We start from the raw sequence: 14188 nt of genomic DNA on the forward strand, positions 1-14188 counted from the left end.
TCGCGACGTCGTGGCCGCGCAGCCCCAAACCGTACCTCATCCGCTAGCGGAAAGATGCCTTTGCCAGCATCGCCTCATCATGACGCCGCACCCTTCCAGCGAGGTGGACCGGCCCTGCCGAGCGGTGCGCCAGCCACCAAAGCGGCACCTGCCCCAGCAATGCCAGCGCCACACCGGCCCAAGGCGTCATTGCCATATGGCCATGCGCCACGAGTCCGCTGCCCAGCGTTTCCCCCAGCGTGATCCCCAGGTTGAACCCGGCGATGTTCAGCGCAGAGGCGAAATCCACCGCGCGAGGCGTCCAGCGCCCGGCGGTCTCCAGCATCCCGGCCTGGAATCCCGGCGACATGCCGAAGGCCAGCATTCCCCAGACGAAGAGCAGCGGCACCATCACGGCCTTGAACGGCATCGCCCATGCCAGTCCCGCCAGCACCAGCAGCAAGCCCGCCAGCATCCACCGCAGCGCAACAGGCCAGCCCAGGCGGGCAGCCCAGCGCCCGCCTGCCATGTTGCCGACCAGGGTGGCCACGCCGAACACCACCAGCAGCAGGCTGGCCGTGTGTGCCGAGAACCCGGTGATGTCGGTCAGGATCGGCGTGACGAAGGTAGAACGCGGCAAAGCTGGCGCCGAAACCGAGGATGGTGATGGCCATCATGGCGAGGATGGCCGGCCGTGCCAGCGCCGCCAGTTGCGTGCGCGCCGAACCCGTGGGCTGCTCGGGCAAGGCCGGCACCCATCGCAGGTTTGCCAGCCAAGCGATGGCCGCCAGGACCGCCACCGCGAAGAACGGCAGGCGCCAGCCGAAGCTGTTGCCGATCAGGCTGCCCAGCGGCACACCGATCACCATGGCCAGGTTGAGCCCTGCGAACATGGCCGCGATCGCACGGCTGGCCTGTCCCTGCGGCGCGAGCCGGGCGGCGACGGTGGCGCCGATGGCAAAGAAGCTGCCGTGCGCCACCGCCGTGACGACCCGGCCGAACAGCAGCATGGCATAGCTGGTGGAAAGCGCCGACAGCAGGTTGCCGATCAGGAAAACCGCCACCAGCCCCAGCAGCAGCGGCTTGCGCGGCAGGCGGGCCAGCGCCAGCACGATGATCGGCGTGCCGATCGCCAGCGCCAGGGCGTACAGGCCGACCAGGCTGCCGGCGCGCGACAGCGGTACCCCGAGGTCTTCGGCAATCGACGGCAGCACACCGACGACGATGAACTCGGCCACGCCAATGGCGAACGCCGTGACGGCAAGCGCCCGGACGCCAGGATGGGTACCTGGGTTCTGCTCGCTCATCACGCCACGTCCGCAGCGGCAAAGGGATAGTCGGTGTAGCCCGCTGCCGTGCCGCCAAAGAAACGCCCGCCATCGGGTGCGTTCAATGGCAGGCCCTCGCGCAACCGGCGCGGCAGATCGGGATTGGCGATGAACGGACGGCCGAAGCCGACGAGGTCGGCCCAGCCGTTCTGCAAGGCCGCTTCGGCGCGCTCCCGCGTGCTACTTGCCGGCATAGATCAGCGTGCCGCCATAGATCATGCGCAGGGCCTCCTTGAAGGCGGCGGGCATGTCCGGCGCATCTTCCCAGTCGGCTTCCGCGATATGGATGTAAGCCACGCCGAGGCCATCGAGCAGCTTCGCCGCGCCCAGGTAGGTCGCTTGCGGCGTGTCGTCCACCGCACCCTGCAGCGTCGTCAGCGGCGCCAGCCGGACACCGACCCGCCCGGCCCCTGCGACCGCGATCACCGCCTCGGTGACTTCGCGCAGGAAGCGCAGCCGGTTCGGCAACGATCCGCCGTAGCCATCGGTGCGCGTGTTGGCCCGCGAGTCGATGAACTGGTTGATGAGGTAGCCGTTGGCCCCGTGCAGCTCGACGCCATCAAAGCCGGCCGCCAGCGCATTGCGCGCAGCGGCGGCGAAGTCCCGGACGACCTGGGCGATTTCGGCTTCGGACAAGGCGCGCGACGCCGAGTGCTGCACCATCTCCCCTGCGCCGCCCGCGGGTCCCCTGCCCTCGGGGTCGATGAAGACCTTGACGCCCTCCGCCACCAGCGGCGAAGACGACACCGGCGCTGAGCCGCCCGGTTGCAGCGAGACATGCGACACTCGGCCGACGTGCCAGAGCTGCGCGAAGATGCGGCCGCCGGCCGCGTGCACGGCGTCGGTCACGCCACGCCATCCGGTCACCTGCTCGGGGCTGTGGATACCCGGCGTCCAGGCGTAGCCCTGGCCCTGCTGGCTGATCTGCGTGCCTTCGGTCACGATCAGGCCGGCCGAGGCGCGCTGCGCGTAATACTCGGCCATCGAGGCGGTCGGTACGTTTCCGCTTGCCGCACGCGAGCGTGTCATGGGCGGCATCACGATACGGTTGGGCAGTTCCAGCGTACCCAGGCGATAGGGAGTGAACAGCATGGTTCAGCGCTCCTGTGCAGAGGGTTGAGGCCGCACGTCGCGATCGAAGCGAACCGGCACACTGCCGTAGGCGTTGGACAGCACGATGCGCAGGCGCGGCCCGCCGACGCTGATGCGCGCCACCTGGCGGACGGTCTGGTCGTTCAGCACGGCAGGCACGTTGGTCGGGAACAGAAAGTCCCCGCCCCACACGGGCTGCGGGCTGGCCTGCCAGGTCGCGACCCAGCCGGGTGCTGCCACTGCAGGAGTGGCGGCCATCGTGGCGCCTGCCGACAATGCCAAGGACAGCACGGCGCAAGCAGATGCCCTGGAAAGTGATGCCATGTCTTTTTCCTCTTGATGAATTCAAAGTCATTTAATGAAAAAATTATGAATTCAAAGACCAATGCGGAATAGACTCTCCAGCGGCACATCATTTGTGAGTTGAACTCATCGAGGAGCAGGTATGGCTCGACTGGACGTCAATCGATCCGGGGAACTGGAAGTGTTCGTGCGCGTCATCGAGCTGGGTGGCTTCTCGGCCGCGGCCCGCGCCTGCGGCATGACACCTTCGGCCGTCAGCAAACTGGTCGCGCGGCTGGAACAGCGCCTGGGCACACGGCTGGTGAACCGCTCCACACGGCAGCTCCAGCTCACGCCCGAGGGGTGCGCCTTTTACGAGCGCGGCGTGCGCATCCTGGCAGACCTGAACGAAGCCGAGCGCTGCGCGAGCGCCGACGCCACGCCGCGTGGCCGCCTGCGGGTCAACGCCAACGTGCCCTTCGGCCACCATTTCCTGCTGCCGCTGGCGCCGGAGTTCCTGGCCCGCCATCCCGACGTGACGCTGGACATCGTGCTGACCGATGAGGTCATCGACATCCTGGAGCAACGCACCGACGTGGCCGTGCGCGCCGGTCCGCTGAAAAGCTCGAACCTTGTAGCTCGCGGGCTGGGGGCCACGCGCATGGTCATCGTCGGCGCACCGAACTACCTGGAACAACACGGCACGCCGACCACGCCCGACGAACTGTTGCCCCACAACCGCCTGGGCGCGAACTACGTGCGCGCACAGCCGGGATGGCCGCTACGACATGACGGCCAGGACATCGTGGTGCCGGTGAACGGCAATGCACAGGCCAGCGATGGCGAGGCATTGCACCGTCTGGCCCTGGCCGGCTTGGGGCTGGCCCGGCTGGCTGCGTTTCAGGTACGCGACGACATTGCCGGCAGTCGATTGATCCCCGTGCTCGAAGACTGCAATCCGGGCGACTTGGAGGAAATCCACGCCGTCTATGTTGGCCAAGGCGGCTATCTACCCCTGCGGGTGCGGGCCTTTCTGGATTTCCTTGCTGAGCGCATCGACATTGGCACGAGCTGACTGCCTGATGCGCACAGGGAAGGTAGTCGAGCCTGTCCAATCGCCCCCAAGACAATCGCATGGCTACGGGCAAGCCGGGCGCCAGGAGGTGTTCCCCAGCAGGGCGAGAAAGAACGCCAGCGCACACAGGCCGGCTGCCGCCAGGAAGGTGGTGGAGAAAGCTTCGCCGACGGCCTGCGTGGAACTCCCGGCCAGGTCATGGCCGCCCAACAGGGAGGCGAACAACAGCGGCAGCAGGGAAGCGCCCGCCATGAAACCCAGGTTGCGCGTCAGACCGAGCAGACCGGAAAACAGGCCTCTGTGCTCATCTGCGGCGGCGGCCATCACCGCGGTGTTGTTGGCAGCCAGAAACAACTGGAATCCCGGCGTGATCAACGCGAGCGCCACCACATAGCCTGGAACGCCGATGAGGACCGGCAGCACGGCGAAGCCGTACAGGCCGCCAGCAGCAAGCAGCAGGCCGACGGGCAGTGTCCGGCTCGCTCCAAAGCGGTCGGTGACCCAGCCGGCGGGGACACCTGCCAGTGCGGCGGCGATCGGCCCGACCGCCATGACCATGCCCGTTTCGGCCTCGCTCAGACCCAGGCCGAACGAAAGGAAGAATGGCCCGACCACCAGCGTGGACATCATGACGGCACCCACCAGAAGGTTCATTACCAGCGCCACCACGATCACACGCCCGCGAACCAGGGCCACCGGGACAAGCGGATGAGCTGCTGCCGACTCGGTACGGACGAAGGCCAGCAGGGCAACGGCAGCCGGAGCAAGCAGCATCCAGGGCTGGATCGCAACGCCGACCTTGCTGCCAGTGGCGGCCAAGGCAAAGCAGAGCAGCAGGATCGACAGCCAGAGACTGCCGGCCCAGTCCATGCGGTTGGTCGCAGCGCCGGATTCCCTTCTTTCTGCGGGAACCCCTCGCAGGGCAAGCGTCAGCATGCCGGCACCGCACAAGGTCAGCATGATGAAGGCAGCGCGCCAGCCCAGGGCACCGATCACGACGCCGCCAAGCGATGGGCCCAACGCTGTGCCGATGGCCGACATCGCGCCGAACAGGCCCATCGCCGTGCCCATGCGCTCTTTCGCCACCAGCCCTTTGGCGATCGACATCGGCAGCGACATGAGGATTGCTGCCCCCAGGCCCTGGGCCACGCGGCCGGCAATCAGCCAGCCCAGGCCCGGCGCCAATGCGCAGGCGGCGGAGGCCGACGTAAACAGCACAAGGCCCGCGACCAGCACGCGGCGATTCCCGTAGAGATCACCCATGCGCCCGGCGACGACGATGGCCGCCGTGACGGCGAGCAGATAGGCCAGCACGACCCATTGCACCTGCTGCACACCTGCCGAGAAGGCGCGTGCCAAGGTCGGAAGCGCCACGGTGGCGATGCTGACGCCCAGCGCCGCCAGCAGGATGGATCCCGCCAGCGCCGCCAGGACGAGCTTGCTGGCCGCTGGGGCTGATTCGTTTTTCATGCGTGACTTCTTTCTGTTCGGAGGTCGATGACCTACTATGCAACTTCAAGTCAACATGAAGTCAAGCATGAAACTCGTCGACATCGGTGTGCTGTCGAAAACCAGCGGCGTTCCCACCTCCACGCTCCGCTACTACGAGGAGCTTGGACTGCTCCAGTCCGTTGGCCGCAACGGGCTGCGTCGGCAGTACAGCGAGGACGCGCTGCTGCAACTCGCCTTGATCTCGCTAGGGAAGGCAGCCGGTTTCTCGCTCGAGGAGATCAACGGGATGTTCGACAAGGACCGCAAGCCGGATCTGCCCCGGCCGACTCTGCACCAGCGTGCCGATGAACTCGACCGTCAAATCCGCAGAATGAAGACGTTGAGCAATCTGCTGCGACATGTCGCCGAATGCCCTGCACCATCGCACCTGTCCTGCGCGAGATTTCGCAAGCTGCTGCGTGTGGCCTGCCCCACGGTGCCGCTCGGAGATGCGCTTCGGCGCGCTGCCATCGGTGGCAAGTAGGAGTTCGCCCCCATCGCTGCCGTGGAGTGCCTGCGGTGGAGGCGGTTTCCGCCAGGCGATGGCTGGCTCTGTTGCAACGTCAAGGAAATCAGGCTGAAATCCGGCCGCTCGTCCTCAACGGATCGCAGAAAAGCGTGCGACAGCGCATCCTGCCACGTGCGCCGACAGGCGCTCGCGGCTCTCCAGCAATACCCCTACCTCGATGGGCGGGGTTGTCGTGCTCTTGAAATGGGCCTCGAAGGTGGCCTCGAAATCGACCGGCACGCGCGGCGCCAGCATTTCCCAGGCCGGCTTGGGGCTGCACTGAGCGGACGCTCAATTACTCCCACTCGATTGTCAACCAGAACAAATAATTTATGCAAAATTAACCACTTACCTATTCAAAAGTCTCTTGATACCGTCAGACAATCGTGCCTTTGGAGCAGTTACCGCCCGTTTCCCATATCAACCCATGCCGTCCCACGAAAGGCACTGTCCCACGAGCCGCAGAGCGAATGGACGATCAGCAGCGATTTCATGGACATCGCTCGGACCAGGCGCACCCATCTTCACCCGGCAGGTCGTTCGATAACCGCGATCTGACGGTATCGACGACCGTACTTTTTCGACATTCCGCTGATACCGTACTGCGATACCGTCAACATCCGTCCGGCTGGGAGCGAAAGTCGAGACAAATGCATCGCTCGCCAGCATCATCAAGTCAGCCCGCAACGTTTTCCGCAATCAGAACCTCAGCCGGAATGCCCAGCCCTTGGTGCAATCTACGGATCATGCCAAGTGTCAGGGGGCGCTTGTGGTTCAGGATTTCGTAGACGCGGTTGCTCCTGCCGATGAACGGCTCCAGATCCTTCACCGACAAGCCGCCTTGCTCCATCCGGAATTTGATCGCTTCGACCGGATCCGGCGCGCCAATGGGGAAGTGCCTGGCTTCATAGGCTTGCACCAGGGTAGTCAGAATATCCAGACGGTCTCCCTCCGGGGTTCCCGGATCGGGGTCGAACTCCATTAAGGCCGAAATCTCCTTCAGCGTAACCTTGTAATCGACTTCGGTGTGAATAGGGCGGATGTCCATGTGGTCCTCCATGGTCACTCAGACCATTTCAACGGTTTCTGCGTCCACTTCGTCGTACTCCTTGTGGGTACCGACGAATTTCACGTAGACGACCTGCAGCTTGTATGCGATGGCCACTATCAACCGGTAGTCGTTGCCTTTGATATTGAAAACGACACGCCGGTTCTTGAGGATGCTGGCGCTGCCGTACTGCGCCTTGATGTCCGATGGCTGAGTCCAGGACGCTTTGGTCACTTCCTCAAACCAAGCCTTCAAAGGCTGCTCGGCGTCCGCATGAAGTTTCCAGAATTCCCGAAGGGTGGAGACGGCTATCACTCGCATCAGCCACACTTTAGTCCCATTTTGGGACTATCGCAAGTAGCTTCCAGATTCTAGTCCGGTAGCGCAAGCGCATATACTCGACAGCCGCTCGCATTATTGCCAACATCGGACGAAGAAAACCCTCAGAATCCAACCCATGCCATATTCGGACACATCGGCCGACCTGTTCCGACACGTCAGCGCAGACAAGGCCGGCACTTACCGCAGCATCATGGCGAGCTTCGCCGCGGCAAAGCGCCAGTTCAGGCTTCACATGCGTCCCGACGAGGTGCTGGTCGAAGCCCGGTGGAGCGATGGCGTACCGAAGCTCGAGGAGGTCCAGGCCGCGCTCGCCCAGCTCGCCGAGTGGGGCAACCTCGAGGCGCAACCCGATACCGCGCGCGTCGCCAGCATCAGCGACTTCTACCGCGCCCGGTTCCTCTACCGCCTGTCCCATGGCGGCGAAGCCGTCGAGACGGCCCTCACTGCCTTCGCCGAAGCGCTCGGTCGGCGTGCCGAGTTGCAGACGGTCGCGCTCGAAGACATCGCCAGCCGGCTCAAGACCCTGCTCGCGCTGGCCAATGCGCCCACGCCCGATGCAGCCAAGCTGCACGAAACCCTGCGCGATCTGGTGCGCGTGTTCGAGGGCCTGGCCGACAACGCCCAGACCTTCATGGCTGGCATGGCGCGCAGTATCGAGCTGCAACAAGCCGATGCCACCGCGGTGCTGGCCTACAAGCAACGGCTGATCGACTACCTCGAACGCTTCATCGGCGACCTCGTCGGACGCTCCGGTGCGATCGCACAGCACATCGCCTCGCTGCATCCGCGCATCGATCCGCTGCTGTGGGCGGCCGCGCAGCGCGAAGCGCGCGACGCCGCGCCCGGGGATGAACAAGCGCAGGCCGACGCGCTCGCGCAGCGCCAGCAGGCCTGGCGCGAACGCTGGGGAGGCCTGCGCGGCTGGTTCGTCAGTACCCATCATGAACCGCCGCAGGCCGAGGTGCTGCGCTCGAAGGCGCGCGCGGCGATTCCGCAGCTGTTGGCCGCGGTCGCGGCGCTCAATGAGCGGCGCAGCGGGCGCAGCGATCGCTCGGCCGACTTCCGCGTGCTCGCCGGCTGGTTCGCGACCTGCCGCAGCGACGACGACGCGCACCGCCTGGGGCGCGCCGCCTTCGCTCTCAATCCGGCCCGCCATTTCTCGCTGAACCCGGGCGCCGGCCATGAGCTGCCGGCCACCACGCCATGGGCCGAGGCGCCGCCGCTCTCCATCCATCCGCGCCTGCGCGAGTATGGTGAGGCCGCCCCGCGGGGCCCCTTGCCCAAGGTGCGCGAGCGCAGCGAGGAGCGCGCCCTGCTCGCTCGCCAGTTGCATGAGGAACACCTGCAAGTCGAAGCCGCGCGTGCGCGCCTGGCAACCGGTCGAACGACGCGCCTGTCGGACATCGGCCACCTGGATCCGCACGCCTTCGCGCTTTTCCTGTCGCTGCTCGGCGAGGCGCTGACCGCGCAATCCTCGCCCGAGGATGTGGTTGAACGCCAGACCGGCGACGGCCTGCTGCGCATTCGCCTCGAGCCGCTGGAAGCGCACACGCGGGCCGAAGTCGTCACCGATGCCGGCACCTTTGCCGGCCGCGACCACCGCATCACGATCACCGCCACACAATCGCCGTGATGACAACCGACAGCACCGCGATCGGCCAGCAGCAGGCCCTCCATCAACGCGAGGAGTTCACCGCTGCGCTGCGCGCCCTGTTGATGACGCCGCTGATGACGCCAGCACACCCGGAGTTCGTCGCCGTGCGCCGCCACGCCGACGCGCTGCGCGAATGGTTCGTCCGTGAGACCGGCTGGCCCCTGCATATCGAACGCGATGCGGCGCGCCTATACAAGCGTCCGGCTGATGTGAACGACGCCACGCGCGGGCTGCCCGGCTACGAGCGCCGCCGCTATGTGTTGCTGTGCCTCGCCTGCGCGGTGCTGGAGCGCGCCGACCCGCAGATCACGCTGCGCGTGCTCGGCGACCGGCTGCTCGCCCTCGCGGCGGACCCTGCGCTGGCCGCCCTCGGCTTCAGCTTCACGCTCCAGGCGCAGCACGAGCGGCGGGAACTGGTCGCGGTGTGCCGCACGCTGCTCGAGCTCGGCGTTCTGCATCGCGTGGCCGGCGACGAAGAGGGCTTCGTACAAGGCGGCAACGAAGGCTCAGACAGTCTCCATGACGCGCTCTACGACGTGCAGCGGCGGGTCCTCTCCGGTGTGCTCGCGGCATCGCGCGGCCCGTCCACCTGGCCCGCGGACGAAGCCCCGGCCACGCACGAGGCCCGGCTCGCCGCGCTGGTGGCGGAGCCCGTGCCGGACAGCGACGAGGGCCGGCGCACGGCGCTGCGCCACCACCTGGCTCGCCGCATGCTCGACGACCCGGTGATCTACCTCGACCGCCTCGACGCTGACCAGCGCGCCTACTTCATGAACCAGCGCGGCACGATGGCCACCCGGCTGTGCGAAGCTACCGGGCTGGTCGCCGAACAGCGCGCCGAGGGTCTGGCGCTGACCGACGAGGACGGCGAGCTGACCGACGTGGCGATGCCGGCCGAAGGCACCGAAGCGCATGCCACCCTGCTGGTGGCCGAATTCCTGACGGCGTGCACGAACGGCGGCACAAACACCGACGAAGTCGCCGCATTCATCGCCGGCGCACGCCAGCGCTTCGGCAAGTTCTGGCGCAAGTCCGCGCGCGAAGCCGGCTCGGAGCACGAGTTGGCGACGATCGCGCTCGATCGCCTGCAGCGCCTTCAACTGCTCGAACGCGACGGCACCGACGTGCGCCCCCTGCCGGCGCTGGCGCGTTTTGCCGTCGGCGAGGCCGAGCTCAGGCCGGCGCCGTCCGCTACTTCCGGCACCCTTTTCGACTGACCCAGACCCGTGGACACACTAGATACCCTGCTCGACACGCCGTCCGATCTCCCGACTGCCGACGCTCGCCCTGCACTCCCGCAGCCGACACTGGTCCGCTGGCAACCCCTGAGGCTCGGCCTCGTCGAGCTGTTCCACTACGACAGCGAGGAATTCTGGTTCCGTAATGGCCACCTGCTGCTGCGTGGCAACAACGGCACCGGCAAGTTCAAGGTGCTGTCGCTCACCCTGCCCTTCCTGTTCGATGCCCAACTCAAGCCCTCACGCATCGAGCCCGATGGCGACGCCGGCAAGAAGATGGCCTGGAACCTGTTGCTCGGCAAGCTCGACCGCCGCATCGGCTATGCGTGGATCGAGTTCGGCCGCATCGCCGACGATGGCGAGCCCGATTATCTGACCCTGGGCTGCGGACTCTCGGCTGCGGCGGCGCGGGCACAGGTCGATGCGTGGTTCTTCATCCTCGAAAGCCGGCGCATCGGCGACGACCTGTGGCTCACCAGCCCGGCGCGCACCGTACTCACCCGCGAACGGCTGAAAGAAGCATTGCAGGAATACGGCCAGGTGTTCGACACTGCCGCCGCATACCGCCGCGCGGTCGACGAGCGCCTGTTCCAGCTCGGCGCCGTCCGTTACGCGGCGCTGATGGACACGCTGGTCCAATTGCGCCAGCCGCAACTGTCCAAGAAACCCGATGAAGGCAACCTCTCCAACGCGCTGACCGAGGCGCTGCCACCGCTGTCGGCCGAGTTGCTGACCGACGTCGCCGACGCGCTCAACCAGCTTGAGGAGTACCGCCGCGAGCTGCAGGATTACGAAGCGCTGGCGAAGGCCGTCGGCCAGTTCACCCAGCGCTACCAGCGTTACGCCGCGATCAATGCGCGGCGACAGGCCCGCGGCCTGCGCAGCGCGCAGAGCGGCTATGACACCGCCAGCCGCAGCCTCAACGAGGCCCGCTCTGAGTTGCAAACCGCACAGCACGCCGAGGCGCAGGTGAAGGGCCGCCTCGAGGCGGTCGAGGCGGCCTTGCTCGCCGCCCGCACCCGGCTCGACCAGTTGCAGTCCGACCCGGCGATGAAGGACGCGAATCGCCTGAACCAGGCCGAACGCGACGCCGAATCGCGCGCAGCCGACCTCATCGACGCGACGCGTATGGATGCCGAGGCGGTCGCCCGCCTCGGGCGCGAGCAACGGACACTCGAGGAACGGGGCGCACGCCGGACACAGGCCGAAGAGTCCCTCGCCACGGCACGCGAGGGCGTCGCCGCGGCGGCGCTGGCCAGCGGCATCGGCGAGCCGTGGCGAGCCAATCCGCTGGCGGCGCTCCCGGCCGGCGAACTGGCGACACTCGGCGACCTGCCCCTCGACGCGGCCCGCAAGGATCTGCGCCAGGCAACGCTCATTCGGCGCGAACAACTCACCCTGGTGCAGCGCCGCGTCAGCGAGGTGGCGCAGGCCGAGGCCACCCACGCAAGCCGGCAACAGGCCCGTGACGAACGACGGGACGAAGCCGAAACGGCCGCCGCCCGCCGCTGCGCGGCCGACAGCGCGGTCGAGACCGAAGGCAGCCGCGTCGTCGAGGCCTGGCAGGCGCACTTCGCGAACCTGCAGGTGCTGCAGGTGGATGAACCGCCGCTGTCCGCGCTGGCCGCGTGGGTCGCCAACCTGCAAGGTGACAACCCGGCCCGTGCCACCTTGTCGTCGGCACAACAGCGCGCCGCCGACGACCTGGCGCAGCAGCGCGCCGGACACCTCGCTGCGCAGAAAACCCTGCACGACGAGCAGGCGACGCTGCGCGCCGAGCACGAGCGACTCGCGCAGGGCGAAGACGCCGCCCCGCCGCCGCCTTATACCCGCGGCACCGAGGCCAGACGGCAACGTGCCGGTGCGCCGCTGTGGCAGTTGGTCGATTTTCGCGAGCACGTCGACGCCGCCCAACGTGCCGGCCTCGAAGCCGCGCTCGAGGCGGCCGGACTCCTCGACGCCTGGGTCACCCCCGATGGCCGGCTGCAGGGGGCCGACGGCGCTCCGCCCGTGCGCGACACCCAGTGGCTCGAACGGCCACGCCAGAGGGCATCGCTCGCCGCCCGGCTCACCCCGTCGGCCGCCGCGACTCCCGTCATCGACGCGACGTTGCTGACCCGCCTGCTCGAAGGCATCGCCTGCTCCGCGCACGACGACGGCCAGGCCGAAGGCTGGATTGCCCCCGACGGCCGTTTTCGCCTCGGTGCCCTGGCCGGCGCCTGGCACAAACCGCAGGCCACCTACATCGGCTACGCGGCCCGCGCCGCCGCACGAGCGCGACGACTCGCCGAGATCGATCTTCGCCTGTGCGAAATCACCGAAGCATCGCGCCGGATCGACTATGCGCTCGCCGAGCTCGCCCGGCGGCACGACCGGGCGGCCGCCGAATGGCAGAGCGCACCGTCCGACGAGGGCTTGCGCGCCGCCCACGCCGACGCCGCCGCAAGCGAGCGCGAGTTCCAGGCTGCGAAGAGCCGGCTCGATGAAGCCGACCGCCAGCTTCGCGCAGCCAGCGATAACCTGCAAAACCGCCGCGATGCGCTAACAGCCGACGCCGCCGACCTGCACCTACCCACCGATTCCGAGGCGCTGGAAGCCGCCGGCGCCGCGCTTCTGCACTTCGGCGAAACCCTGCACGGGCTCTTCCAGGTGGCGCACGAACTGCGCCTAGCGGCGGCCGAACTGGCCCGCCAGCAAGAGCGGAAACACGAAGCCGAGGCCGACGTGCGCCAGCGCGCCGAGCAACTCGCCGAGCGCCACCGGCAGGCCGAGGAGGCGCGGGTGCGCCTCGCCACCTTGCGCGAATCGATTGGCGCCCAGGTCGATGAGCTTCAAGCGCGGCTGCGCGAGGCGCGCACTGCCGTGAGCGACGGCGAGCGCCACTTGAAGGCCGAAGGCGAAGCCCTGCGCACGGCCAGCGAGACACGCGCCCGCGGCGAGCAGAAGTTGCTCGACGCCGACGCCACCCTGCAGGAACGCGCCGACGCCCGCCAACGCGCCATCACCCAGCTGCAGGGCTTTGCCACCACCGGCCTGCTGTCCGCCGCGCTCCCCGCGGCCGAGCTGCCCGACCTTCGCGTGCCATGGACGATCGAGCCGGCGCTCACGCTGGCCCGACGCACCGAGCAGGCACTGGCCCAGGTGGCGGACGACGACGAGGCCTGGACGCGCATCCAGAGCCAGATCTCGCACGACTACGGCGAGCTCGGGCGCGCGCTGACCGCGCTCGGCCAGCAGGCCCAGGCCGACACCAGTGACTACGGCATGGTCGTCAGCGTCATCTACCAGAACCGTCCGGAGCGCCCCGACCAGCTTACCGCCCGGCTTGATGCCGAGATCGCCCAGCGCCGCGAACTCTTGACGGCGCGCGAGCGCACCCTGCTCGAGAACCACCTCCAGGCCGAGATCGCCGCCGAGATTCAGCGGCTCCTTCAGGCAGCCGAGCGACAGGTCGATGCGATCAACAAAGAACTGCACAAGCGCCCGACGTCCACGGGGGTCAAGTTCCGCCTCCTGTGGCAACCGCTGCCCGAGGGCGGCGAAGGTGCACCGGTGGGCTTGGAGGCCGCCCGCAAGCGCCTGCTCAACACCAGCACCGATTTGTGGTCGGCCGAGGACCGGCAGGTGGTCGGCGAAATGCTGCACCAGCGCATCGCCGCCGAACGCCTGAAGGCCGACGCGGTCGGCGGCAGCCTGCTAGAACAACTCGCCCTGGCGCTCGACTACCGACGCTGGCACCGCTTCCGCGTCCAGCGCTGGCAGGACGGGCAGTGGCGTCCCCTCTCCGGCCCGGCCTCGAGCGACGAACGCGCGCTCGGCCTGACGGTACCGCTTTTTGCGGCCGTGTCGAGCTTCTACAGCCAGGCCAGCTACGCCTTCGCGCCCCGCCTGGTGCTGCTCGACGAAGCCTTCGCCGGCATCGACGACGCCGCCCGCGCGCACTGCATGGGCCTGATTCGCGAGTTCGACCTCGATTTCGTCATCACCAGCGAGCGTGAATGGGCCTGCTATGCCGAACTGCCCGGTGTGGCGATCTGCCAGTTGCTGCGGCGCGAGGGCATTGATGCGGTGCATGTATCGCGCTGGACCTGGGATGGCCGGGCGCGGCAGCGCGGAGACGACCCGGATCGACGCTTTCCGCCTGAATAACG

The 14188-nt window shown here is 67.6% G+C and carries 13 protein-coding genes and 1 pseudogene; 5 read left to right on the top strand and 9 right to left on the bottom strand.

Annotation, left to right across the window (positions count from 1 at the left end):
* Nucleotides 1–43: 43 nt before the first annotated feature.
* The 5 genes and pseudogenes from AAFL97_RS24630 to AAFL97_RS11140 all read right to left on the bottom strand — a co-directional run bounded on the left by AAFL97_RS24630 (nucleotide 44) and on the right by AAFL97_RS11140 (nucleotide 2723).
* Nucleotides 44–541: an MFS transporter gene (locus AAFL97_RS24630; RefSeq protein WP_445954534.1), complete on the bottom strand. Its 498-nt coding sequence runs from the start codon at nucleotides 539–541 to the stop codon at nucleotides 44–46.
* A 79-nt stretch (nucleotides 542–620) separates the two neighbouring features.
* A pseudogene (locus tag AAFL97_RS24635) lies at nucleotides 621–1286 on the bottom strand (MFS transporter); the annotation flags it as partial.
* Entirely contained in the window at nucleotides 1286–1462 is a 177-nt protein-coding gene (locus AAFL97_RS11130) for an oxidoreductase (RefSeq protein ID WP_341644971.1), read from the bottom strand. The gene AAFL97_RS11130 and the pseudogene AAFL97_RS24635, both read right to left, overlap by 1 nt.
* 25 nt (nucleotides 1463–1487) lie before the next feature.
* On the bottom strand, nucleotides 1488–2399 hold the full coding sequence (locus tag AAFL97_RS11135) for an alkene reductase (RefSeq protein ID WP_341644972.1): 912 nt from the start codon (nucleotides 2397–2399) through the stop codon (nucleotides 1488–1490).
* A 3-nt stretch (nucleotides 2400–2402) separates the two neighbouring features.
* Complete coding sequence (locus tag AAFL97_RS11140; RefSeq protein ID WP_341644973.1) at nucleotides 2403–2723, bottom strand: hypothetical protein; 321 nt, start codon at nucleotides 2721–2723, stop codon at nucleotides 2403–2405.
* A 121-nt stretch (nucleotides 2724–2844) separates the two neighbouring features.
* On the opposite strand from AAFL97_RS11140, the gene AAFL97_RS11145 reads away from it, so the two are divergent.
* On the top strand, nucleotides 2845–3756 hold the full coding sequence (locus AAFL97_RS11145) for a LysR family transcriptional regulator (protein ID WP_341644974.1): 912 nt from the start codon (nucleotides 2845–2847) through the stop codon (nucleotides 3754–3756).
* A 63-nt stretch (nucleotides 3757–3819) separates the two neighbouring features.
* Here AAFL97_RS11145 and AAFL97_RS11150 read toward each other — a convergent pair whose 3' ends face one another.
* Complete coding sequence (locus tag AAFL97_RS11150; protein WP_341644975.1) at nucleotides 3820–5226, bottom strand: MFS transporter; 1407 nt, start codon at nucleotides 5224–5226, stop codon at nucleotides 3820–3822.
* A gap of 67 nt (nucleotides 5227–5293) precedes the next feature.
* On the opposite strand from AAFL97_RS11150, the gene AAFL97_RS11155 reads away from it, so the two are divergent.
* A complete protein-coding gene (locus AAFL97_RS11155) occupies nucleotides 5294–5731 on the top strand; it encodes a helix-turn-helix domain-containing protein (protein ID WP_341644976.1) in 438 nt (145 codons plus the stop codon).
* Nucleotides 5732–5845: 114 nt separating this feature from the next.
* Here the strand turns inward: AAFL97_RS11155 and AAFL97_RS11160 are convergent, their stop codons facing one another.
* The 3 genes from AAFL97_RS11160 to AAFL97_RS11170 all read right to left on the bottom strand — a co-directional run bounded on the left by AAFL97_RS11160 (nucleotide 5846) and on the right by AAFL97_RS11170 (nucleotide 7124).
* A complete protein-coding gene (locus tag AAFL97_RS11160) occupies nucleotides 5846–6010 on the bottom strand; it encodes a hypothetical protein (RefSeq protein WP_341644977.1) in 165 nt (54 codons plus the stop codon).
* A 421-nt stretch (nucleotides 6011–6431) separates the two neighbouring features.
* Nucleotides 6432–6803 (bottom strand): helix-turn-helix domain-containing protein, encoded by a 372-nt coding sequence (locus tag AAFL97_RS11165; protein ID WP_341644978.1) that lies wholly within the window; start codon nucleotides 6801–6803, stop codon nucleotides 6432–6434.
* Between the two features lie 18 nt (nucleotides 6804–6821).
* Complete coding sequence (locus AAFL97_RS11170; protein WP_341644979.1) at nucleotides 6822–7124, bottom strand: type II toxin-antitoxin system HigB family toxin; 303 nt, start codon at nucleotides 7122–7124, stop codon at nucleotides 6822–6824.
* 136 nt (nucleotides 7125–7260) lie between these two features.
* On the opposite strand from AAFL97_RS11170, the gene AAFL97_RS11175 reads away from it, so the two are divergent.
* Genes AAFL97_RS11175 through AAFL97_RS11185 form a run of 3 tightly spaced genes read left to right on the top strand, consistent with a single transcriptional unit; the run spans nucleotide 7261 to nucleotide 14186 of the window.
* Entirely contained in the window at nucleotides 7261–8778 is a 1518-nt protein-coding gene (locus AAFL97_RS11175) for a TIGR02677 family protein (RefSeq protein ID WP_341644980.1), read from the top strand.
* Nucleotides 8778–10016, top strand: coding sequence for a TIGR02678 family protein (locus tag AAFL97_RS11180; protein WP_341644981.1), 1239 nt, complete (start codon nucleotides 8778–8780; stop codon nucleotides 10014–10016). Before AAFL97_RS11175 ends, AAFL97_RS11180 begins: the two co-directional genes overlap by 1 nt.
* 9 nt (nucleotides 10017–10025) lie before the next feature.
* Nucleotides 10026–14186 carry a TIGR02680 family protein gene (locus tag AAFL97_RS11185; RefSeq protein ID WP_341644982.1) on the top strand — a complete coding sequence of 1387 codons (4161 nt, stop codon included), beginning with the start codon at nucleotides 10026–10028 and terminating at the stop codon, nucleotides 14184–14186.
* The last annotated feature ends 2 nt before the right edge of the window (nucleotides 14187–14188 follow it).

Source organism: Thauera sp. SDU_THAU2 (assembly GCF_038260575.1).
In the GTDB taxonomy this organism is placed as follows: Bacteria; Pseudomonadota; Gammaproteobacteria; order Burkholderiales; family Rhodocyclaceae; genus Thauera.

Excerpts from the sequence above, each read along its gene's own strand:
- AAFL97_RS11135 (WP_341644972.1), bottom strand. The coding sequence starts at position 2,399 with ATGCTGTTCACTCCCTATCGCCTGGGTACGCTGGAACTGCCCAACCGT.
- AAFL97_RS11140 (WP_341644973.1), bottom strand. The coding sequence starts at position 2,723 with ATGGCATCACTTTCCAGGGCATCTGCTTGCGCCGTGCTGTCCTTGGCA.
- AAFL97_RS11145 (WP_341644974.1), top strand. The coding sequence starts at position 2,845 with ATGGCTCGACTGGACGTCAATCGATCCGGGGAACTGGAAGTGTTCGTG.
- AAFL97_RS11150 (WP_341644975.1), bottom strand. The coding sequence starts at position 5,226 with ATGAAAAACGAATCAGCCCCAGCGGCCAGCAAGCTCGTCCTGGCGGCG.
- AAFL97_RS11155 (WP_341644976.1), top strand. The coding sequence starts at position 5,294 with ATGAAACTCGTCGACATCGGTGTGCTGTCGAAAACCAGCGGCGTTCCC.
- AAFL97_RS11160 (WP_341644977.1), bottom strand. The coding sequence starts at position 6,010 with ATGCTGGCGCCGCGCGTGCCGGTCGATTTCGAGGCCACCTTCGAGGCC.
- AAFL97_RS11165 (WP_341644978.1), bottom strand. The coding sequence starts at position 6,803 with ATGGACATCCGCCCTATTCACACCGAAGTCGATTACAAGGTTACGCTG.
- AAFL97_RS11170 (WP_341644979.1), bottom strand. The coding sequence starts at position 7,124 with ATGCGAGTGATAGCCGTCTCCACCCTTCGGGAATTCTGGAAACTTCAT.
- AAFL97_RS11175 (WP_341644980.1), top strand. The coding sequence starts at position 7,261 with ATGCCATATTCGGACACATCGGCCGACCTGTTCCGACACGTCAGCGCA.
- AAFL97_RS11180 (WP_341644981.1), top strand. The coding sequence starts at position 8,778 with ATGACAACCGACAGCACCGCGATCGGCCAGCAGCAGGCCCTCCATCAA.